Source organism: Erysipelatoclostridium sp. MSK.7.34, assembly GCF_019041935.1.
Taxonomy (GTDB): Bacteria; Bacillota_I; Bacilli_A; order Erysipelotrichales; family Coprobacillaceae; genus Thomasclavelia; species Thomasclavelia ramosa.
This window is the reverse complement of the sequence record NZ_JAHPYJ010000019.1, coordinates 35,607-57,775: the sequence shown is the minus strand read 5'-3', so window position 1 is coordinate 57,775 and position 22,169 is coordinate 35,607. Positions and strand designations below refer to the sequence as shown.

Sequence of the window (22,169 nt, the reverse complement as noted above, 5' to 3'; positions counted from 1 at the left end):
ATGAAATTTCCTACAAATTTTTTATGGGGTGGCGCAACTGCTGCAAATCAATATGAGGGGGGATGGCAAGAAGGGGGAAGAGGTATTGCTGTTCACGATATGTTAACTGATGGAAATCAAGAAAATCCTAGAAGAATTTATTGTAAAGCTGATAATGGTAATATTACAAGTATTCAGGCTGGGGAATGTATTCCATTTGGATTTCACCCATTTATTAAGGAATCAGAATATTATCCAAGTCATAATGCTACAGATTTTTATCATTGTTATAAAGAAGATATTAAATTAATGGCAGAAATGGGGTTTAAAGTATATCGTTTATCTATTTCATGGACACGTATTTTTCCTCATGGTGATGACAAAGAACCGAATGAAGATGGTCTAAGATTTTATGATGCTGTTATTGATGAATTGAAAAAATATAACATCGAGCCTTTAGTGACAATTCTTCATTTTGATATGCCATTGAATTTGGCTGAAAAATATGGTGGATGGATAAATCGTAAATTAATAGAATTTTATTTGAATTTTGCTTCTACACTGTTTGAACGCTGGAAAACAAAAGTCAAATATTGGATTACAGTAAATGAGATTAATGTTTTAGGTGGATATTGGACATTAGGTCTTGCATCAAATAATAGGAAGACTAAAAGTAATTCTAATCAGGGGGAAACACCTGTTGAGGATGCTGGAATCAAGCTGCAGGCAATTCATCATTTATTAGTGGCAAGTGCTAAGGCAAATAAAATAGCTAGAAAAATAAATCCTAATTTTATGCTCGGGACAATGTGTGCTTTATCAGGAATATATCCTATGACTTGCAAACCAGAAGATGTATTTGGAGCATATGAATTTAGAAGAAAAGCGTTGATGTTTTCAGACATCACGATGAGAGGATATTATCCTAATTATGCTCAAAGTATTTTTGATGAATATAAGTTCACTTTAAAAAAAGAGCTGGGTGATGATGAGGTGCTAAAAGAAAATACATCTGACTATTTAGCTTTTTCGTATTATCGTACAACAGCATTTGATTGTGATGCAAGTAATACAACAACGACAGGAGGGCAGCAAGCATCACCCAATCCTTATTTACAAAAAACTGCGTGGGGATGGCCTATTGATCCCAAAGGTCTTAGGTTTGTTTTAAATGAATTATATGACCGTTATCAAAAACCACTATTCATTGTCGAAAATGGAATGGGTAATTATGATATTGTTGAAGAAGATGGAGCGATTCATGATGATTATCGTATTGAGTATTTGCGTAGTCATATTGTTGAATTCAAAAAGGCAGTAGAGATAGATCAAATTCCTTTACTCGGATACACGACCTGGGGGTGCATTGATATTGTATCGGCGGGTACAGGAGAAATGGCAAAAAGATATGGTTTTGTTTATGTGGATTTGGACGATAAAGGTAATGGTACTTTTAAAAGAAAGAAAAAAGATTCATTTTACTGGTATCAAAAAGTGATTGAATCAAATGGCGAAATTCTAGGCTAGATTATTTTATTTGTTTAAAATTATGTTATTTAAAGGGAATGGTTTCTAAAATCACTTCCTTTTTAGTGGGATAGTGAAACAATGTACCAGAATTATACTATTTAATGAAATATTGTACCAAAATTGTATAGACAGATTTAAAATGATAATAAATAATAGTATATTAAAGATATACTAGTGGGTTGTTACTTTAGGTAGGCAAGACCAAAAAAGTGTAATACTTTTTAGTCTTGTCTTTTTGATTAAAATACCTGTTCTAAAAGGAGGGAATAATAAAAGTAGACAATATACATTGAGTAAACAACACACAAATTAGAGAGGTGAGGAAGATGAAGAAACAGTTAAAAAAAATAATGACTATTGTCTTAACTGCTGGAATGGTAATTTCATTATTAGGAACACCATCTTTTGCAGTTGAACATGTAGGGACAAGCGATGCGGCTAAAGAAATGTATAAGAATACATATGCTAATTTAACGAATCGAATTACGAATCGGGGTTATGCACCGACTTCTTTGACAGGGGCTTATGAGGGAATGTTTATTCGTGATAGTTCGATTCAAGTAATGGCACAAAATGCTTATGGTGATTATCAAAAATCAAGACAAGTATTAAATTTTTTGTTGAGCTATCAACAAGGACTAGGGGCAGATTATGCTCAGCATATCGTTCCTGATTATGAAGATGAAGAATTTGGGAACTCCTATCTATCCCAGGGAGAAACAGCACAGACACAAAATTTATATACCTCACAGACTTTTTCTGATCATGCGTTATTTGGGTTAAAAGGACCAAATAACGGTGGTGGAGTAGCATTTCAAACAGATAGTGATAAAGTAACATCAATTTCTATTTTCACTAATTCTACTGGAAATGATGTTTTAACTGGAAGTTTGCGAACAAATATTACAGATGCTTCAACAGAGTTGATAAGTAAAGAGATTACAGTTACTGCTAGTGGCTGGCAGACATTTACATTTGACCAGCCAATTACTGTAAAAAAAGGAGAAACTTATCATTTCTTTGTACAATCTAATAATGGTATTGCTATGTTCGGAAAGGCTGATGGGAAACCTGCGGATAATGCTATTATGGGTTATAATTATGATGTTCCGGTTTTAGGCGGCTTTGCAGAAAGCGCATATCCGGCATTTAAATTAAACGGAAATGATGATGAAAAAACAGATAATTCATTTATGTCAAATACAGATCATTCGATTGCTTTATTTTTAATTAATGCAACTACTAATAATTCTGCTTTTGCATTTGTGCCAAATAGTGATTCTATCTGTTCGTTTCGAGTTTATTTAACCGGAAGTGCTCCTGTTACTTTTAAGTTGACAACTGAACCTGGAAATGAGGCAAAAACAATAAAAACTATTTCACAAACAGTATCAAGTAATGGCTGGCAAACAGTTGATTTTGGAGAAAATATTCCTGTGACACCAGGACAAAAATATTATGTTCATATTACAACAACCAGCGGTCAAGTTATTGCTTGTGGTTCTTCAATGTTTGCGGGTTCTGTAGCATCTATGAACTGGGAAAATAATGTTTGGTCACAAACTGGTTATGTTATTGCAGCGGAAGTATTTTCAGAAGTTAATATTGCTCAATCACCATATGCTCAAAAAATTTCATTAAATGGTGATGCAATTCAAGCCGTTTCTTTTACTGCTGATGCTAACGTGGCAGGTGGTAATTTGATTGGTGAATTAAGAGAAAGTTTAAATAGTAAGGCTATTGCTTCAGGGGAGATAGCAATTGAAAAAGCTGGAGTACAAAATTATCAAATTGATTTTGGAAAAGAAGTTAAAGTCGCTGCCGATAAAGATTATTATTTTGTTTTATGGGCTGAAAATAATGATTATGTACAATGGAATTATAACCCTGCTCTTAAAGCAAGCGCCTATAGTTTAAATGGTGATAATTGGGATAGTCATGATTTTGATTTTGAGTTAGATATCCTACCATTATATTCGGGTGATTATCGAGTACCGCTTATGACAATTGGAGATAAAAATATTGGGATTCAGGAAATTCCATCTTTAGATCAATATGTAACGGCTGTAGATGTATTGTTAGGTAAAAATAATTTAGAAGAGGGAATTGCTATTGCAACTTTATATAAAGGATATGGTGCAGAAGCAATCAAAGTAGATGACGCTGCGATTGATATTTCTAAGCTATCTTCAAGTGGGCAAATGGTACATTTAGAATTTAGTTTATCGTTGGAACAAGTCGATAAAACGCAATCTTATTATTTAGAAATTAAAGCTCCACAAAATAGTGATAATACAATTACTTGGTATGGAAGTAAAAATGTGGATAATTTAGCAACATTATATAACGGGACTGCAGTAGCTGGAGAGGCAGGCTATGTTGCATATAAATCCAATCTTCATACTTTATCCAATCATGTTCAAATTGATGGGAATTATATGTTGATCCATGCGTGGGCTCAATTTGTTAATGGATGTAAAAAGACGGTAGAAAATCAAGAGTTTATCAAAAAATCCTATCCAATTATTAAAAGATTTGCAAATTATTATATTGATCAAGGATACATAAGTGACGAATATAAATTAATGAGAAATGACAGTTTTGAGCATTCACGTGAGGGAAGATATTGGAAATCTTATGATTTAATTACAAATGTATTTGCATCACAAGCTTTGTATGAACTAAGTGCTTTAGCAAAAGAATTTGGCGATAGTGATTCTGCAATTAAATGGGCTGATACTTCCGCAACTTTAACAAAGGGAATCAATGAATATTTAACAACTGAAGTTGATGGAGTTAAAATTTATGCTGAATTATATGATATTGATAATAACATGAAGTTTATTAAAGGAATGTCATGGGTCAATTGGGCTCCAATGGCAGCTCAATGGTATGCAATGGATGAAAAAATCATGCAAAATACTTATGATATTTATGCAAAATATGATAGTCAAGATTATGATGATTATAAGATGTTAGATGTTGTCTATGATTTTGATACTCAACAAAGTGGAAATCATATTATTGGTAAAGGGTTAGCATGGGAAATTATGTTTAATCGCGTAAAAGACGATAATGAAAAGTTAGATTATTTAGCTAGTTTTATTTTAGATCATTCCACTCCTGGTGGTGTTTATCCTGAAACATATCAACCAAATGGAAATTTTTCAGATGTTGGAAACCAAGAGCATGCTTCTTGGCAGCATTATGCAATGAGCTGTGCTTATCCAGAATTAACAAAAACATATTCACTTCAAATATTAGAAGAATTAATCAATGAAATTCAGGTGTTAGATGCAAAGCTCTATACACTAGACTCTTATGCGAAACTCAGTCGAGCATTAGATGCAGCAATTAGTGGCTATAATGTTGAAAATATTACTAAAGAACAAGGCGATGCATTGTACGAGGCACTTTTAGCAGCAAAAAATGAACTAACTTATTTAGATGCTGATTATCAGGCTGTTGATGCGGCTATTGTAGCTGCTGAAAAATTAAACAAGGATGATTATAAAGATTTTTCCAAAGTAGAAGCAGCAATAAATGCTGTAGTTCGTGGAAAAAATATTACACAGCAAGCTGAAGTTGATGCTATGGCAAAAGCAATTAATGATGCAATTGATACTCTTGAAAAGAAAGAGGGCAGTGTTACTCCAATTAACTCGATTAAGCCAGTTGACAAAAAGCCAGTAGTCCCAAATACGGGGGATGAGAATTTAATGAGTCTCTATATCTCTTTAATTGGGATCATGGCAGGTCTGTTTGTAATCATAAAGAAAAGAAAGAATATTTATTAAAAGAAGAATTCCTAGGAATTCTTCTTTTGCACCTGTTTAAAATTATATGTTACGATTTTATTTTGCAGGTAAAAACTTAATAGTGATGAATCCGACAAAAACTAAAAACATGATAGCAATAAACAAAACAGAATAAATACTTTCATTAAAGAATAATTGACAAAGATAAACTAGAAATGAGGGAAGAAAGCCACCAATTCCAGCAGCTATTCCCATATATCCGCCCACAGCTGCATTACCCTTTTCTTTAGCGGTCTGCGCTGCAATCAAGAAGATATATAAAATAATGGTATTATAGGTAAAGCCGAAGATTCCCGAAGTAATATACATGCTGATGTAACTTTTCCCAAAAATGTAAATTGCTAAAGATAAAGCGCAAAGAAATAAGGAAATGGGGAGGAAATTATTCTTGAATTTATTATATATCTTATTAAATAATAGACCCGAACTGATTGAACAAATAGAATTAATGTTATTAGCATGGACTGTTATTACAGCTATGTCTGCAAATGATTTCGTAGCAAACAAAGTTGACAAATTAATACCAATCGATGACATCAGCATATTTAAGATTAGAAAGAAAATACTGATGGTGAGAAGTTTGATGTTTTTTTCTTTTTTGATAGTTGATTTGGATGGTGCTTTTAAAGGAATATCAGGAATATAAAAAGATAGAATAAGTGTTATTACTAAAGGTAAATAACCAAGAAACATAAAGTCAGTTGAAATCTTGCTTAAATAGCCAACTAATGTTTGGAAGAAGATTGCACCTAGACTGGAAATGATCGTTGTATAACCTAAATACTTGATTTGACGATTATCAGTGTAATATTCTAAAATGATGGATTTATTTAAAGAAATGGCAATTCCGATTCCAATACCAAAGAGCAGTCGTAAAAATAATCTTGAATAGAGCTCGTCAATAAAGAATGGACCAGTCCCACCAAATAAAAGAGCAGCGTTCATCGCAATCAATATAGTTCGATAAGAAACTTTTGTTCCAACAAACTTACTACAAAAATATGAGGTAGGGATAACAGCTATAGAGGGAATCGTGATGATTAAAGAGACAGTAGACATAGGATAAGCAGAATATTCTTGATATAACAAATTCATTCCTGGAATTATTGAGCCTCTAATCGATGAAACTAATGCCACAGATAATATTGATAACAAGATCAGTTTGTTTTTCATTATATGTTGATACCACCTTTTAATTAACATTAGCAAATATTAAATTATAAAGCAATAATTGTGTGAAAAAGTTGTAATATTAAGATAAAATTAAATATTTAAGGTTAATTTTGTTGTATTATAAAAATATAAAGATAATTTGGAGGAAAAAAAGATGAAGAATGATTGTTTTAGTTTTATTAAATTTTGTAATGAAAGAATCGCAAATAGTAATGATTATAATATTGCTAGAACGATTATTAATCACATTGAGGATATTAAAATATTATCATTAGAGAAGATTGCAGAAGAAGCTAATATTTCTCCTGCTTCAGTTAGTCGTTTCATCAATAAAGCTGGTTTTGAATCCTTTCAGGCTTTTAAATATGAATTTGAGTTGTTTACTAGGGATGTTAAAATGCGCCGAATTATTTCTCATACTCAAAGATTTATGCGGACGACGATTGAAAATATGAGTGAATCTTTATATGTTGATGGTCTTGCTAACTTAAGACAGACTAAATTAAATTTAGATATTGATAAGTTAAAAGAAATTGTTAAGTTACTCAAAACTTCAAAAAGTGTTACATTTATTGGTGATAGTCATGAACTGGCGGATTTTTATACGCTGCAGTTAGAGATGTTAGTCAACGATATTCCGGCATATTTGATTAATTTTTATGAGTTTGAAAAGATGTATCTAAACCAGTTAGATCATAATGATACTATTGTTTTTATTGGTGTATATAAGGAATGGTTTTCTGATGCTCAAAAAGAGATTTTAGATTATGCAAAGGAACGTAAAATAAAAATCATTGCCTTTGTTCAAGAAGAAGATTATTTAAAGGAGTATGCTGATTTATTATATGTTTATGGAATTCCTGACAGTTATAATGATGGTTATTATTCTTTGCCATATTTAAATCGATTGTTATGTGAAATGATTTATTTCAAATTATAAAACCTGCTTGGAACTAATCGATATCATTGTTCACAAGTTGATCAAGAAACTCATCATAACGCTTCATCACATCATATGTCTGCGGGTAAATATCAAATTATTGAAACGATTATGTCTTATACTTCACAATATTCTTTTGCTGAACTTAATAAGTTTAGTGTTCAAGAACTGTATAATATTTTAGCTATATTTAATCAAGAGGAGGTTCCTGAAGGGTGTCAGTCAGGGTATAATCAAGATAGTCATCATAGAAAAAATCATAATCAGCCTAAATAAAAAATCATAAACTATAATACTGTTTATGATTTTTTACGAGTTGATTTATCATTGTTGAAAAAATTAGCATATTTATAATTATACCAGATTTTCGAGTAATTAAATTTTTTGCCGTTTGAAAGGAAAACGTTATCATCGATAATTAAACCAAAGGCATCAGGTTCTAGGTTTAAAAGCTCTTGATCTTCTTTTGATAGTGGTTTAGCAAAAATGTATTTTTCAGAAAAGCCGATCGTAAGTTTTAAATCATTAATAATAAAAGAAAAAATTGATGTTTTTGCAATGTCTTCATTAAGATAAGGAATGATGTCTTTGTTATAGTAAGTATATTCAACAGCAAAAGGGATATCATCAATATACATTAATCGTTTTATTGCATAAACTGGAGTACCAACTTTACATTCTAAATGTTCTGCTAGATCAGTATCACAGTCAATTAATTTAAAACTTAAAATATCACGTTCTAATTTTTCACCGGGATGTTCAGCTGAAAAACCGATTGTGTTATTTAATTTGATAGTTCCTTTATTTGGTTTTCGAATGTAAAAACCACTACCATGAATAGCAAATAACAATCCATCATTAACCAGCAAATTAATAGCATTGCTGATGGTGTTTTTACTAGCATCATATTCTTTCATCAGCTGCCCACCAGTAGGCAGCTTTTTTGTTTCTTCAAATTCACCATTTTCAATTCGTTTCTTTAAATCAATGGAAATTGTTTCGTACTTTCTCATAATATCTCCCATCCTTATTTATAAAAATATCATTTAATTATTATTTTGTAAAGTGTTTGGTAACAATTTTGCATATATAGGACAAAAAAGAAACCCCTTACATTTTGTATTGACACTGGTATTAAAACGTTGTGTTCTAAAAGTAGATAACAATAAAATTGTTTGGTAACAATCGCAAAAGATGTAGAAAAGGAGTGTGAATATTGATAATAAATGTGTTAGTAGTTTGGGGAAATAAAGGGGATAAACGAATGAAATAGTGTTTATTTTGGAAAGGAAACTTTATTATGAAAAAGAGAGGTAAGATTGTTTCGTTATTAGTTATAGTGGCGATGTTTTTTAGTTATATTGTTCCAATCAAGGCTCAAGGAAATTGGCAACAGCATTTAGATCAAACTATCTTGAAAGTGGGTTATACAGAGGTTTATAAAGATAATAAACCGGTAGTACCAAATGCTAATCTGACAATTACGATAACTGGAACGGGATTGAGTGGTAAAGAATATAACACAGTACTGATTGATGAAGAAGCAAGAGAAGTAGAAGCAACAAAGCAAAATGGGGTAATCAATGGTGACACTACTCAATTAGTGCTGCAAGTACCAGGAACATTGTCAGGGGGTCAATATCAAGTAAGAACAACGATTGATAGTGAAAGTGTTACAAATGGTCTAATTTTATTAAATAATGTTAATTTAAGCAGTAAGATCAGTACCAACGTTACTGGATATTCAGGAGTAATAGGCGATTTAATTGATGGTATTCAGTGGGCGATGTATACGCCCGTTACAAATAAGCCAACTAGAGAAAATCCAGGAATTTTTACATTTGATTATGGAGAGGATTTAATAGATGTGTATTCTTTAGATCTATATTCAACATATGGAAATGACCAAGGCCCTAAAGTTGCAGAAATATTATATTGGGATGATAGTAGTCAAACTTGGGAAAATATTTTAAATAATGGCAGTCGTGAATTTGAATTTAGGTGGGATAAGAATATTGAATGTGAGCCATTTCGAATTCAATTTGATCAAGTTTATTCAACTAATAAAATCATGTTAAAAACATTAGATTCATATACTAGTTGGGAAAATACGAATGATATTGTTGAAGTACAGGTATGGGGTTATAAATCTGGAGAGTTACCATCTATTCAAATAAGTTCTTCACAAGGAAATTATGGTGTGAAAAATATTGTACCAATGGTAATAAAAAATAAGAATAAATCTACTACAATAAATTTAGAGTTAGTCGATTTTAAATCTCATCAATCACTAGCAAGACCAGTCAAATATCAAGTTGAGATGAAAAATGGTAAATTAAATTATGAATTTGTAATTCCTAAGACAGTACCAGTGGGTACATATAGTATTCATGTTACTTGTGAGGGATTAGATCTTTATAGTGATGAGTATCGTATTTCGTTAGATCAAGATATAAATATTGAAAACTGTTCTAAATATTTAGATATTTCTTTGGTTAATGATCAAGCCTATAAAATTACAAGTATAACTGATGGTGACATAAAAAGCGGTTGGAGTAATAATGGGAATACGTCTTTATTGTTTGAAGTTAAGCCTGAAAATAATAAGTTTGCCAATATTGCATTAAAGAAAATGAGAATTTATACGAGTAATAAAAACATTGAAACTGTTACCTTAAAAGGTATTGCGAATACTAATTATTATCGTAATGTTAATGTCAATGAAAATGGGATGATCAATGATTTAGCTGGTGATTTTAAACCAGACTGGAAAAGTGATAAAAATGGGGATTATTTTGAAGTTGATCCCGGTTATTTATCTTTGGGAAATATATTTATTTTAGAATTACAAAGTAATGAAAATATTGTAATCAATGAAATTGAAACAGAAGGTGTATATTTAAAAGATAATCTTTTATCAAATGCCCGAGTTTATCATAATGGTGAAAATATTGATGCAGCTGGAATGGTTGATAATAATGTAAGTAGTTATTATAAAACTACATATTCTGATAGTGATGAGTATATCTTAGATTTTTCACCACGGACAATTACAACTAATGAACTTGTTTATACGGCACATTTTCCTAATTCACAAGGTATTGGTAATTTGACTGTGGAAATTTGGGATGGTAATGGTTGGAAAAATGTTGATACATTTGATTTTAAACATAAAACCGATAATCAAATTAGAGAATCACAGCAGCTTATTTTTAATGAACTTACAACTAGTAAAATTCGCTTGATCGTAAATAAAGCTAATCTAGTTTGGGATAATTCCTATTTATTTATAGATTTAAATGCAATTGGAACAATAAATAATAATGCTCAGTACTATGCTGAAAGTATTGATACCAATATAGTTGTAAATCAAGGTGAAAGCAAATTTCCAATTCCTCATTTAAAAGGCTATGAGGTATCGATCAATAGTTCTGATCATGAGGAAATCATTGATTTAAATGGTAATATTAATGCACCTTTGACAGATACAAAAGTTAAAATAACATTAAAGGTTAGTAGTGAAGATGGTCAGGATGTTGGTATCACAGATGAGTTTGAAGTTGTTGTACCAAGAAGAGTTTTGCCCGGCAATAAATTGATTTCAACTATTGTTGATAATGAAACGATTTATAATAATCCGTCAATGGGATGGGTTCAATATTATGAATTCCAAGATACCGATGTTGATAAATATTGGGCTGAAATGGATGAATTATATGCTCAAGGTTTAAAGACAAATATTTTATATATTCGTAATCCTTGGAGCTGGTATGAACCATCAGAAGGAAATTATGCATGGAATGATCCTGATAGCAGGTTGAGTAAATTAATTAGTGGAGCAAGAGCGCGAGGAATTCAATTAGCTTTTAGGGTATTGGTGGATTCAAGTGATGCTTTTCAGCAGGCAACACCAGAATATGTATTTAAAGCAGGAGCAAGCTGGTATAAAACTGATCGAACTGATGATACGGCACCAGAAATCGATGCTAAAGATCCATATATTAATGATCCTGTTTTCTTAGAAAAATTAGATAAGTTTATTAAAGCATTTGGTGCAGAGTTTAATAATGATTTAGATATTGCTTTTATTGATGGTATGGGCTTTGGTAACTGGGGTGAAGCACATCACGTTAAATTTAGTACTGAGTGGGATGATAATGTTTATGATGCGGTTGAAAAAGTGATTAAAATATATGATAAATATTTCCCGGATGTTTTATTGGGAGCTCAAGAAGGACAACCAGAAAATTATGGGACTCAAGAAAATGATGAGATCATTAATACTGACAAACCTTATACTGGAGCATTTGACAAAGAATATGATTTTGTTGTTCGCCGTGATACATTTGGCTGGATGACGGATGCAATTAGAAATCAAACATTAGAATGGTTTAATCAAGGAATACCAGTTTTTGCAGAAAATTGTTATCATTCATTTAAAGTACGAGAATACTGGTATAATAATGCTGGTTATCCGACTTTGGATGGTATTTTACGTCAGGTCGTAGCTGATGCTTTGGCATGTCGAGCAAATACTCTAGATGCTCGGGTTGTAATGGACTGTCAGAAATGGCTAGAGAATGATCAACAAAACGGTTCTGGTTTATTGAATAAATTTGGTTTGAATGGTGGCTATCGCCTCGCTTTGACTAGTTTAGAAGTTCCTGAGCTTTTCACGACCGGGGAAGAAATAACTATTAAACAAGCGTGGCGTAATTTAGGGCTAGGCATGTTGCCGAATAAAAATAAACATTGGGATAATAAATATCATGTTGCTTTCGCATTATTGGACCCAAAAACAAATCAGGTTATTTATCAATATAATGAAGATACTGATAAAGTAAACCCGGGTGATTGGCTTTTCGAAGATGGAAATAATCATTATGAGACTACATTTAAATTGCCAAATAGTATTAAATCAGGTGAATACAAACTAGCAACAGCAATTGTTAATGATAAAAATAATAATCTTCCGGAAATTGCTTTAGCCCTTAAAGATGCGGAAGTGACAGAGCAGGGCTGGTATGTTTTAGATAGTATTAATGTAAAAAATATAAATGATTCAGATACAACATTTGGTATTTTTATTGAAGATACTGTAAATGGTAAAGTTATAGCTGATAGGTCAACTGTTAACGCTGGTGAAAGCGTTACTTTAAAAGTTGTTCCTGACCAAGGCTATGAACTTGATCAATTACTAATCAATGAAAAGGCAGTTGAAATTAAGGATAACTCATATATGATTAAAAATGTTACGGCTGATATTCGTGTAAGGGCCTCATTTAAAAAAGCTGGTGAAGTAACCGTAAAACCTGATGAGTCTAAGGATAGTTCAGTAGTAGCAACGGGAGATGAGGTTCAATTATTTGGATATATAGGAATGTTTATCGGAGCATTAGTTTTATTAGCTGAGTTGAAAAGGAAATTTAAACATCAGAGCTAAAATATAAAAGCAGGTAATTTACCTGCTTTTTCCACATATAATTATATTTACTAAAATAATAATCTTTTATTAGTAAATTAATTGACATGGTTTACGTGATTAACTATAATTGTTAGTGCATAGGATTGTTACTATTTGATTAGGCAAGACCTGGTTGTTTAAAGCGTTTATAAGCGTGATGAACAATCAGGTCTTTTATATTTATTTGGGAACTTTAACTAATCAAAATAGCTATTCTATACGGGAAAAGGAGGAAGTTATGAAAGGAAGATGGAATCAAAAATTATGTGCTGTAGCAACTGTTTCAATGTTGTTATCATCAGCACCAGTTGGGGTATTAGCACAAGAAAATGCAAGAATTACTCAGTCAGACCCCGAAGAAGTATATGTTGATATCATTGGAGATGGGCAAAGAACCACGCTATTTAATGAAAATTGGAAGTTTCATCGTGGTGATATAAATGATGCTCAAAACAAAGATTACAATGATTCAACTTGGGAAACGGTGAATTTACCACATGACTATAGTATTGATCAAGATTTCACAACAAGCGGAGAAGCAGAGAGTGGTTTTTTACCAGGTGGCGTTGGCTGGTATCGAAAAACTTTTGTAGTACCTAAAAAATATCAAGAAAAACAATTGATGATTGAGTTTGATGGCGCTTATATGAATGCTGAAGTTTATTTAAATGGGACAAAATTAGGTGAGCATCCATATGGATATACTGCTTTTGCATTTGATTTGACTGAGGGCTTAATCTGCGATGGTGAGACTGAAAATGTTTTAGTAGTAAAAACTAATAATAAAATTCCAAGTAGTCGCTGGTACTCTGGAAGTGGGATTTATCGAGATGTAAAGTTAACAGTTACAGATAAGGTTCATGTTGGCTATAATGGAACTAAAATCATTGCTAAAGATTTAGAAAATACTAAGGACAATAATGTTAAAGTTGATGTTACAGCAACAATCGATAATGATAGCGATACAAATAAAACGATCACAGTTAAAAATACTTTATTGGATGCTCAAGGAAATGCCGCGGGTAGTACCGTCACTAATGAAGTTGAATTAGCAGCTAAAAGTACAAAAGATGTAAAACAGGAAGTGTCTGTTATTGCTCCTAAATTGTGGTCCACTGAGGATACAAATTTATATACAATGAAAACTGAAATCGTGGCGGATAATAAAGTTTTAGATACTTATGAAACTGAGTATGGTTTCCGCTATTTTGATTTTGATAATAATACAGGTTTTTCATTAAATGGTGAAAAAATAAAATTAAAAGGTGTTTGTCTGCACCATGATCAGGGTGCACTAGGAGCAGTTGCTAATCGTGATGCAATTGAACGGCAGGTCAAAATATTAAAAGAAATGGGATGTAATGCGATTCGTGTTACCCATAATCCTGCGGCATCAGTTTTATTAGAAGTATGTAATGAAAATGGAATGTTAGTTATTAATGAAGCTTTTGATGGCTGGACCGAATATAAAAATGGAAATGTTAATGACTACACTTCACATTTTAATGAAGTAATTAGTACCGATAATCAAATTGTTAATGGAAAAGCTGGAATGAAGTGGGGCGAATTTGATGTTAAAGCAATGGTTGATGGTGCTAAAAATGATCCAAGTGTAATTATGTGGTCATTAGGTAATGAAATTGATGAAGGAGTATCAGGAAATACCTCACATTATTTAAATTTAGTTGATGATTTAATTAAATGGGTTCAAGAGGTTGATACAACTCGTCCAGTCACAAATGGTGATAATCGCAAAAATACTAATCCAAATGCGATGCTCAGCCAAATTAATCAAAAAATATATGAAGCTGGTGGCGTGGTTGGAATGAACTATGCAAATGGTGATCAAACTATAGCTATGCACAATACTTATAGCGATTGGCCACTATACGGTTCTGAAACGGCAAGTGCTGTCCATAGTCGTGGAGTTTATAATACTACGGGTAAAGATGATAATACTTTACAAATGTCAGAATATGATAATGATGAGGCAAAAGTTGGCTGGGGACATTCAGCAAGTGATGCCTGGCAATTTGTTATTAAGAATGATTTCAATGCTGGAGAGTTTGTGTGGACTGGTTTTGATTATATTGGTGAACCAACGCCATGGAATGGAACTGGAGCAGGAAGTGCAAGTGGTCAGGGAGCTAAACCTAAATCATCATATTTTGGAATTGTTGATACTGCGGGATTTGTAAAAGATACTTATTATTTATATAAAAGTATGTGGGACGAAGATACAACTACTTTGCATTTAATGTCAACATGGAACAATGATGAAATAGTCAAAAATAATAATGGTAAGGTCAAGGTCGATGTATTTACTAATGCTGCAAAAGTGGAGTTATATTTAAATGGGAATAAAGTGGGGGAAGATACAGCAACAACGCATACTACTGCTTTAGGATATAAGTATCAAACATTTTCAAATGGAGAATTTTACCCAAGCTTTAATGTAACCTGGGCTTCAGGAACGTTGAGTGCTAAAGCATATGACAAAAAAGGTAATTTAATTACAGAAACTGAAGGAAGAAGCAGTGTAACGACTAATACCAAAGCTGCAAAATTAGCGATAAGTGCTGATAAAAAGGAAATTTTAGCTGATGGCAGTAGTTTATCTTATCTTACTGTCGATGTTAAAGATATGAATGGAAATATTGTCGCTGGAGCTGATAATCGTATTAATTTCAAGATTGAAGGAAATGGTAAAATTGTTGGGGTTGATAATGGTAATGCAGCTGATACTGATAGTTATAAGGGAACTTCACGAAAAGCCTTTTCAGGAAAGGCATTAGTGATTGTTCAATCTACTAAAGATGAGGGATCATTTACACTTAGTGCCAGCAGTGATGGTTTAAGTGGTTCAAATATTTCTGTCAAGACGGTTAAAAATGCTGTTGAGGGTGATGCTTATCTGCAAAGTTACACAATTGCTAAAAATTTATATGTTAATGTTGGTGAAGAACCTGATCTGCATGCAAAAGTTGTAGGAACATACAATAATGGGGAGACAAGAGACTTAACGATTAAATGGAATGAATATGATAAAGAATCATTAAATAAAATTGGTGAGTTCACAATAACAGGAAAACTTCAGGATAGTGAAGCTGTAGTAACTGTAACGGTTCATGTAATTGGTAATGTCGTAGCCATGGAAAACTATTCAACAGTAACTAGTGCAGGAATTACACCGGTATTACCACAAACGGTTCGAGGACTTTATGAAAATGGAAATTATAGTGAGGCTTTTCCGGTTAAATGGAATATTCCTGCTGATGCTTTTAAAAATGAAGGAATGGTAACAGTAAAAGGTACAGTCAATGTTCTAAATGAAGTAAAAGATGTTACAGCAACTGTTCGAGTAGCACCAAAATTAGCTGATTCACAGAATATTGCTTCAAAGAATTATCAAGATACACCATTATTTACAAATGGGAAAATGGTCAATGGTGTTCCAAGTGAACCAACAGCAACGCCAATCAATGATTCATTGAGTGAATTAAATGATGGGATTACTAATGAAAGTGGACGCGAAAGCGCACGGTGGACAAATTGGAGTTTAAGAAATGAAAATCCTCCGGTGGATACTTATGTACAATTAGAATGGCAAAAAGAATACTTGATGCAAAATATTAAACTGTGGCATTTTACGGATAATCAATTCAGTGTTTTACCAGGTGATAACAATGTCCGGTTTGAATATTATGATGTTCCAACAAATTCATGGCAAGAAATTGAGTCTTCGCACATTACACAAGTACCATATACATCTGGTGATACTCCATATGGATTTATTCACCCGATTACAACTAATAAATTACGCATATGGATGAAGTCACCGCAAGTTAATAAATGTATTGGTTTAACAGAAATAGAAGTATATGATTATATTTTACCAGTAACTGCAAATTCATCTGCAAATCTAGATGATTTAAAATTAGATGGGGTTAATATTAAAGAATTTAATGGTTATCGAGGGTATGATAAGCTTACTAAAACATATACTGTTGATTTGAAAACAGCTGATACCCCATCAGTTATAGCTCAAGGTAATAATAATGAAGCAATTACTGTTTTACCAGTATATAATAATGAAGTAAAGATCATTGTTAGAGCGGAAGATGGTAAAACGATAGAAAATTATACTATTAAATATATTATCTCGGTAAACAAAGAGTTTCTTGAAAACTATATTGAAAGCGATGAAATAAAGAAAGTTTTTGAAACAAGTGAAGAATATACAGTCCAATCGTATCAAGAATTTAAGGAAGCATATGATCAAGCAATAGTGATTTTGAAAGATGATCAGGCAACACAAAAACAAGTTGATGATAGTTATGAAAAATTACAAACTATGTATCAAGCTTTAGTTAAAAAGACTGAAGAAAAAGTTGATAAGAGTCAGTTAGAAGCACTTTTAGCTATTGCTGATAAGATTACTGAAGATATTTTAAGTAATCTTGATGCTGATTTAGTTAAAGAGTTTAAGACCGCTTTACAAGCAGCACAAGATATTTATACTGGAAATGATGTAACTCAAGCTCAGGTAAATGCTGCTATTACACGGTTAAATGTGGCAATTGAAAATTTAAATATTCGTGATTTCAATAAGATTAAATTACAGGAGCTAGTTGAGCGGACTGAAAAATTATCTGCTAAAGATTATACAAGGGCTTCTTGGGAACGATTAGAAAAAGCTTTATCAGCAGCCAAAATTGTCTTAGCAGATGAAAAGGCGACACTGGCAGCTGTTGATGAAGCCAAAACGGTTTTACAAAATGCACTAGAACAATTAGAGAAAGTTGCGATTAGCGAAGAGTCTTCTCAAGGAGTAAAAACTGGTGATGCGGCTAATTTTGCTGGTATATTTGCATTAATGGTTTCAACTGCGAGTCTGGTTTTATGGATGAAAAGAAGAAAAGAAAATAATTAATAATAATAGAAGGATGTTTTAATATGACATCCTTTTTTGGAAATTTGACATTTTTATGATTATCGTATTCGTTGTATATTCTTACTAAGATTGTATAATATAAGTATAGAAAAAGGAGGCGTTTAAAAATGAGTATACCAATAATTATTGTACTTATAGTAGTGGCGTTAATTGTGATTTACTGCATAGTTGCATATAACACATTAACTAAATTAAAGAACCGGGTTAAAACTAACTGGGCACAAATTGATGTGGTATTAAAAAGGCGGGCTGATTTGATCCCGAACCTTGTTGAAACAGTCAAGGGGTATGCTAGTCACGAAAAGGAAACGTTAGAAAATGCAATAAAAGCAAGAAATACTTATGTGACTGCCAATAGTCCTCAAGATCAGCTTGCAGCTTCTGGTGAATTAAATCAGGCTTTAAGCCGATTAATGATGTTAGGTGAAGCTTATCCGGATTTAAAAGCTAATACTAATTTTATGGAATTACAAAAAGAATTGACAGCTACAGAAGATAAAATTACGTATGCACGACAATTTTATAATGATTCAGTAAATAAATATACCAATCAAACAGAAGTTTTCCCTTCAGTGCTTATTGCAAAAATATTTGGTTTTGGAACTTTTGATTATTTTGAGGTTCAAGAAACAGATAAAGAAGTACCAAAGGTTAAATTTTAAAATGAAAGTTAAAAAATTATTTTTAGCACTCTCAATCTTTCTGGTTTCTTTGATGCCGTTACCTGTTTTGGCATCAGGGAATGACCTTCAAGCGGTTAATATGAACATTTATATTAATCAAGATGGTTCAGCAAAAGTTGAGGAAACTTGGAAGATGGATGCGATTGAAGGAACAGAAAACTACAAGGCATTTAATAATCTTTATGGGGCTATGATCAGTGATTTTTCTGTTGTCGATGAAAAAGGAACAAAATATCAATATGTTGATAATTGGGATATTGATGCTAGTCGTCAAGAGAAGAAAAATAAATGTGGGATCATTGAAAAGAGTGATGGTTATGAGTTATGTTATGGGATAGGTGATTATGGTCAACACACATATACGATGACATATACGATTACTCCATTTGTTAATCAATATAGTGATGCTCAGGGGTTTAATTGGCAATTACTTAATCAGGAAATGGATCCTAAACCAGCTGAATTTGAAGCAACGATTAGTTCTGATTACAAGTTTTATGATCAAGATAGTGATATTTGGGGCTTTGGCTATGAAGGACAAGTTATTTTTGATGATCATGGAGCGATAATTATATCGAATCGTGATTTAAACAATAATCGTCGAGGCGATATTAATTATGTTAATATTTTAGTTAGAGTACCCGATGGAACTTTTAGCAATGCAATAACCAAAAATGAATCATTTGAAGCTGTTTTAGAAGATGCACGTGATGGCTCAAGTTATCAAGAAGATTCTAGTGATGGTTCAATATTTATGTTTATTGGTATTAGTGTTGCGGTACTTGCTGGGATAATTGCAGTAATTGTTGGAGTTGTATCTAAAGCAAACAAAAATAAACAATTATATTTTAGTGACGGTAACAATGAAATTCCGACAATGGAACATGTTAATCCGTTCCGTGATATTCCTTGTCATAAAGATATCTACTATTTTTATTACGTTGCAACAAAAGCAGGGATTATCCAGCAAGATGATCGTTCAGGTATCTTGTGTGCTATGTTGTTAAAATGGATCAGAGATGGCTATGTGAATTTTACCATGGAACCGGGCACTGGCTGGTTTAAAAAAGATAAATATGAAATTGATTTCAGTGGTGAGATTCCAACAGAAAATATTTTAGAAGAAAAGATGTTAGGTTATTTTCGGGAAGCAAGTGGTGATAATCAAATCTTAGAGAATAAAGAATTTGAACGTTGGTGTAAACGGAATTATGAAGAAATCGAAGATTGGTTTAATGATTTGATTGAATTTGAAGAAAAAGAATTAAAAGAAAAAGGCTTAATGAAAAAGCAAACAACTTATAAAAAGTTCTTAGGAATAGATATTGCAAATGAAAAAGTAGTTTATGAACCATCATTTAGAGATGATATCATTTATACTAAAGGATTAAAACGCTTTTTATTAGACTTTAGTAGTATTGAAGAAAAAGAAGTAATTGAAGTAAAACTCTGGGAAGAATATTTAATGTTTGCTTCAATTCTTGGTATTGCTGACGAGGTAGAAAAACAAATTGGTAAACTCTGCCCAGAATTTAATCAATATTCAAATATTGATTACACTTATACGATGTTAGCAACGAGAACATTTATGTATGGTGGTGTTCGTAGTGCAGCTAATGCATATAGTGCAGCTCATAGTTCATCGTATAGCGGTGGCGGTGGTTTTAGTTCCTTTGGCGGAGGCGGAGGTGGTTTCTCCGGAGGCGGCGGAGGCGGAAGCCGATAAAATAAAGAAAACCTGGAAGAATGAAATGAACCTCCTAAGTTGTTGCTTCAACTTAGGAGGTTCGCTTCAAAACTCCAGGTTATTTTATTGTTGTGCTTCTAATTCAGCGATTTTATCAGCAAATTGAGGTAAGTGTTTTTTATGAGCAATCAACATTTCATCTAATAATGTTTTAGCAATTTGACCACTTGGAACTAATGGATTAATTGTAAATGCATGTAATGCTTTACCATAATCACCAGTAACGGCGGCTTCAATTGTAGTTTCTTCCATTGCTTTCATAATTTGAACCATTCCCCGAGCTGCAGGTTTTAATGTTCCCCAAGAAATTGGCATTGGTCCTGCTGCTGTAATGATAGCAGATACTTCAGCTACACTATCATATGGAAGATCAGTTAATGCCCCTTTGTTTTGTGTTGATACGACCATAGTTGTACGTTTATCATTATAGATTGAGTTGATTAATTCACAAGCAGCATCACTATAATAAGTACCACCACGTTTTGTCAATTGTTCTGGTTTATAATCTAAATTAGGATCTTTATATAATTCAAATAATTCAGCTTCTGTTCTTTTTACAACTTCAGCACGAGTACCATTTTCTTTGAAGTCGGCAATTTCATCTTCAAGCATATCATCAGTGATATAGTAGTAACGGTGATACATACATGGCAGATATCCTAAATCTTGGATTTGTTCTGCAACAAATGAAATATTTTTAATATTTGCTACTCCGGCATCAGCGGCACGTTTAGCGGCTTTTTCCTCTTCTTCCTTTGCACGTGTAGCATTAGCCCCAAATTTTCTTAAACCATCGTTTTCAACATATAGTTTTTGAATTGCTTTATCAGTTAATTCAGTTCCATCAACATCCCATACTCGATGCCAGTGAAAATGGTTTAATCCAGCGAATTTAAAGAATAATTCTTCTTCGTTTTTATCTAAAGCTTTCCCAACCATTTTACGGCAAGAGATAGGTACATTACATAAACCAACAACTTTATCCCATTTACCATATTTGATAACAGCTTCAGTAACCATTCCACTAGGATTAGTAAAGTTTACTAGCCAGGCATTTGGACATAGTCTTTTCATATCTTCAACGATTTCTAAGATAACAGGAACAGTTCTAAATGCTTTAAACATTCCTCCGGCACCATTTGTTTCTTGCCCAATAATCCCATGACTTAAGGGAATTCTTTCGTCTTTAATTCTTGCATCCAATAAGCCAACTCTAAATTGAGTAGTAACGAAATCAGCGTCTTTTAAAGCTTCTTCACGATCTAATGTTAAATGAATCGTCATAGGAACACCCGCAGCTTTTACCATTCTTTGTGCCATTGCTCCAACGATTTCTAATTTTTCTTTACCTTCTTCAATATCAACTAACCACAGTTCTTTGATAGGTAGTTCATCATATCTTTTAATAAATCCTTCAACTAATTCTGGAGTATATGAACTCCCGCCACCGATGGTAGCAATTTTTACAGGTCTTTTTGCCATTTGTAAATCTCCTTTGTTTTTTGTTACAAGGCTATTATAACGGCAAAAGAAAAGAAAGTGGTCTTTTTTCAGGTGATGAAAACCGCTTTCATTTTATGAAAATAATATAATAAGTTATCGTGCTTATGGTAATAATTAATATATTATTTTAATAACAGGTTGTATGGATTGATAGTTCCGGGAATTACTTGTAAATAATCATTTTTTAATAATTCATTGATTACATTGCATAATATATTAATATCGGTTTCTTCACCAGTACATTCAAGATAGAGACTTTGACTGCCACAAGCATCACGTAATTTGAGAATGTAGTCAAATTGGCGTTCTTTTAATAAATTATTGATGTCTTGGACTTGGAAAATTGAAATTGTTTTCATGTTTTTAACTCCTTTTGTT

General features: G+C 32.4%; 12 protein-coding genes. 8 read left to right on the top strand and 4 right to left on the bottom strand.

Going from position 1 to position 22,169, the window contains the following annotated elements; all coding sequences use genetic code 11:
* Together KTF99_RS12360 and KTF99_RS12355 are read left to right on the top strand one after the other, a co-directional pair.
* Positions 1-1,506 (top strand): family 1 glycosylhydrolase, encoded by a 1,506-nt coding sequence (locus KTF99_RS12360; RefSeq protein WP_008791104.1) that lies wholly within the window; start codon positions 1-3, stop codon positions 1,504-1,506.
* Between the two features lie 329 nt (positions 1,507-1,835).
* Positions 1,836-5,306, top strand: coding sequence for a DUF4082 domain-containing protein (locus KTF99_RS12355; RefSeq protein WP_029480958.1), 3,471 nt, complete (start codon positions 1,836-1,838; stop codon positions 5,304-5,306).
* A 57-nt stretch (positions 5,307-5,363) separates the two neighbouring features.
* On the opposite strand, the gene KTF99_RS12350 is transcribed toward KTF99_RS12355, so the two are convergent.
* On the bottom strand, positions 5,364-6,500 hold the full coding sequence (locus KTF99_RS12350; RefSeq protein ID WP_008791106.1) for an MFS transporter: 1,137 nt from the start codon (positions 6,498-6,500) through the stop codon (positions 5,364-5,366).
* A gap of 154 nt (positions 6,501-6,654) precedes the next feature.
* Here KTF99_RS12350 and KTF99_RS12345 point away from each other — a divergent pair, with 154 nt between their 5' ends.
* Positions 6,655-7,440 carry a MurR/RpiR family transcriptional regulator gene (locus KTF99_RS12345; protein WP_003537247.1) on the top strand — a complete coding sequence of 262 codons (786 nt, stop codon included), beginning with the start codon at positions 6,655-6,657 and terminating at the stop codon, positions 7,438-7,440.
* Between the two features lie 75 nt (positions 7,441-7,515).
* The gene (locus KTF99_RS12340) at positions 7,516-7,716 is read left to right on the top strand and encodes a hypothetical protein (protein ID WP_029480956.1); all 201 of its coding nucleotides are present in this window, start codon (positions 7,516-7,518) and stop codon (positions 7,714-7,716) included.
* A 23-nt stretch (positions 7,717-7,739) separates the two neighbouring features.
* On the opposite strand, the gene KTF99_RS12335 is transcribed toward KTF99_RS12340, so the two are convergent.
* Positions 7,740-8,453: a GntR family transcriptional regulator gene (locus tag KTF99_RS12335; protein WP_054322524.1), complete on the bottom strand. Its 714-nt coding sequence runs from the start codon at positions 8,451-8,453 to the stop codon at positions 7,740-7,742.
* 287 nt (positions 8,454-8,740) lie between these two features.
* Here KTF99_RS12335 and KTF99_RS12330 point away from each other — a divergent pair, with 287 nt between their 5' ends.
* The 4 genes from KTF99_RS12330 to KTF99_RS12315 all read left to right on the top strand — a co-directional run bounded on the left by KTF99_RS12330 (position 8,741) and on the right by KTF99_RS12315 (position 20,267).
* Complete coding sequence (locus tag KTF99_RS12330) at positions 8,741-12,883, top strand: InlB B-repeat-containing protein (protein ID WP_029480952.1); 4,143 nt, start codon at positions 8,741-8,743, stop codon at positions 12,881-12,883.
* Between the two features lie 259 nt (positions 12,884-13,142).
* A complete protein-coding gene (locus KTF99_RS12325; protein ID WP_029480950.1) occupies positions 13,143-17,837 on the top strand; it encodes a glycoside hydrolase family 2 TIM barrel-domain containing protein in 4,695 nt (1,564 codons plus the stop codon).
* Positions 17,838-17,965: 128 nt separating this feature from the next.
* A complete protein-coding gene (locus KTF99_RS12320; RefSeq protein ID WP_003537258.1) occupies positions 17,966-18,520 on the top strand; it encodes a LemA family protein in 555 nt (184 codons plus the stop codon).
* 1 nt (position 18,521) lies between these two features.
* The gene (locus KTF99_RS12315) at positions 18,522-20,267 is read left to right on the top strand and encodes a DUF2207 family protein (RefSeq protein WP_029480948.1); all 1,746 of its coding nucleotides are present in this window, start codon (positions 18,522-18,524) and stop codon (positions 20,265-20,267) included.
* An 84-nt stretch (positions 20,268-20,351) separates the two neighbouring features.
* On the opposite strand, the gene KTF99_RS12310 is transcribed toward KTF99_RS12315, so the two are convergent.
* The gene (locus KTF99_RS12310; RefSeq protein ID WP_003537260.1) at positions 20,352-21,770 is read right to left on the bottom strand and encodes a 6-phospho-beta-glucosidase; all 1,419 of its coding nucleotides are present in this window, start codon (positions 21,768-21,770) and stop codon (positions 20,352-20,354) included.
* A gap of 143 nt (positions 21,771-21,913) precedes the next feature.
* Positions 21,914-22,150: an RDAC family protein gene (locus KTF99_RS12305; RefSeq protein ID WP_003537261.1), complete on the bottom strand. Its 237-nt coding sequence runs from the start codon at positions 22,148-22,150 to the stop codon at positions 21,914-21,916.
* Positions 22,151-22,169: the final 19 nt, after the last annotated feature.

What these genes read in the sequence shown, in the direction of transcription:
- KTF99_RS12360 (WP_008791104.1), top strand. Translation starts at nt 1, where the DNA reads ATGAAATTTCCTACAAATTTTTTATGGGGTGGCGCAACTGCTGCAAAT.
- KTF99_RS12355 (WP_029480958.1), top strand. Translation starts at nt 1,836, where the DNA reads ATGAAGAAACAGTTAAAAAAAATAATGACTATTGTCTTAACTGCTGGA.
- KTF99_RS12350 (WP_008791106.1), bottom strand. Translation starts at nt 6,500, where the DNA reads ATGAAAAACAAACTGATCTTGTTATCAATATTATCTGTGGCATTAGTT.
- KTF99_RS12345 (WP_003537247.1), top strand. Translation starts at nt 6,655, where the DNA reads ATGAAGAATGATTGTTTTAGTTTTATTAAATTTTGTAATGAAAGAATC.
- KTF99_RS12340 (WP_029480956.1), top strand. Translation starts at nt 7,516, where the DNA reads ATGTCTGCGGGTAAATATCAAATTATTGAAACGATTATGTCTTATACT.
- KTF99_RS12335 (WP_054322524.1), bottom strand. Translation starts at nt 8,453, where the DNA reads ATGAGAAAGTACGAAACAATTTCCATTGATTTAAAGAAACGAATTGAA.
- KTF99_RS12330 (WP_029480952.1), top strand. Translation starts at nt 8,741, where the DNA reads ATGAAAAAGAGAGGTAAGATTGTTTCGTTATTAGTTATAGTGGCGATG.
- KTF99_RS12325 (WP_029480950.1), top strand. Translation starts at nt 13,143, where the DNA reads ATGAAAGGAAGATGGAATCAAAAATTATGTGCTGTAGCAACTGTTTCA.
- KTF99_RS12320 (WP_003537258.1), top strand. Translation starts at nt 17,966, where the DNA reads ATGAGTATACCAATAATTATTGTACTTATAGTAGTGGCGTTAATTGTG.
- KTF99_RS12315 (WP_029480948.1), top strand. Translation starts at nt 18,522, where the DNA reads ATGAAAGTTAAAAAATTATTTTTAGCACTCTCAATCTTTCTGGTTTCT.
- KTF99_RS12310 (WP_003537260.1), bottom strand. Translation starts at nt 21,770, where the DNA reads ATGGCAAAAAGACCTGTAAAAATTGCTACCATCGGTGGCGGGAGTTCA.
- KTF99_RS12305 (WP_003537261.1), bottom strand. Translation starts at nt 22,150, where the DNA reads ATGAAAACAATTTCAATTTTCCAAGTCCAAGACATCAATAATTTATTA.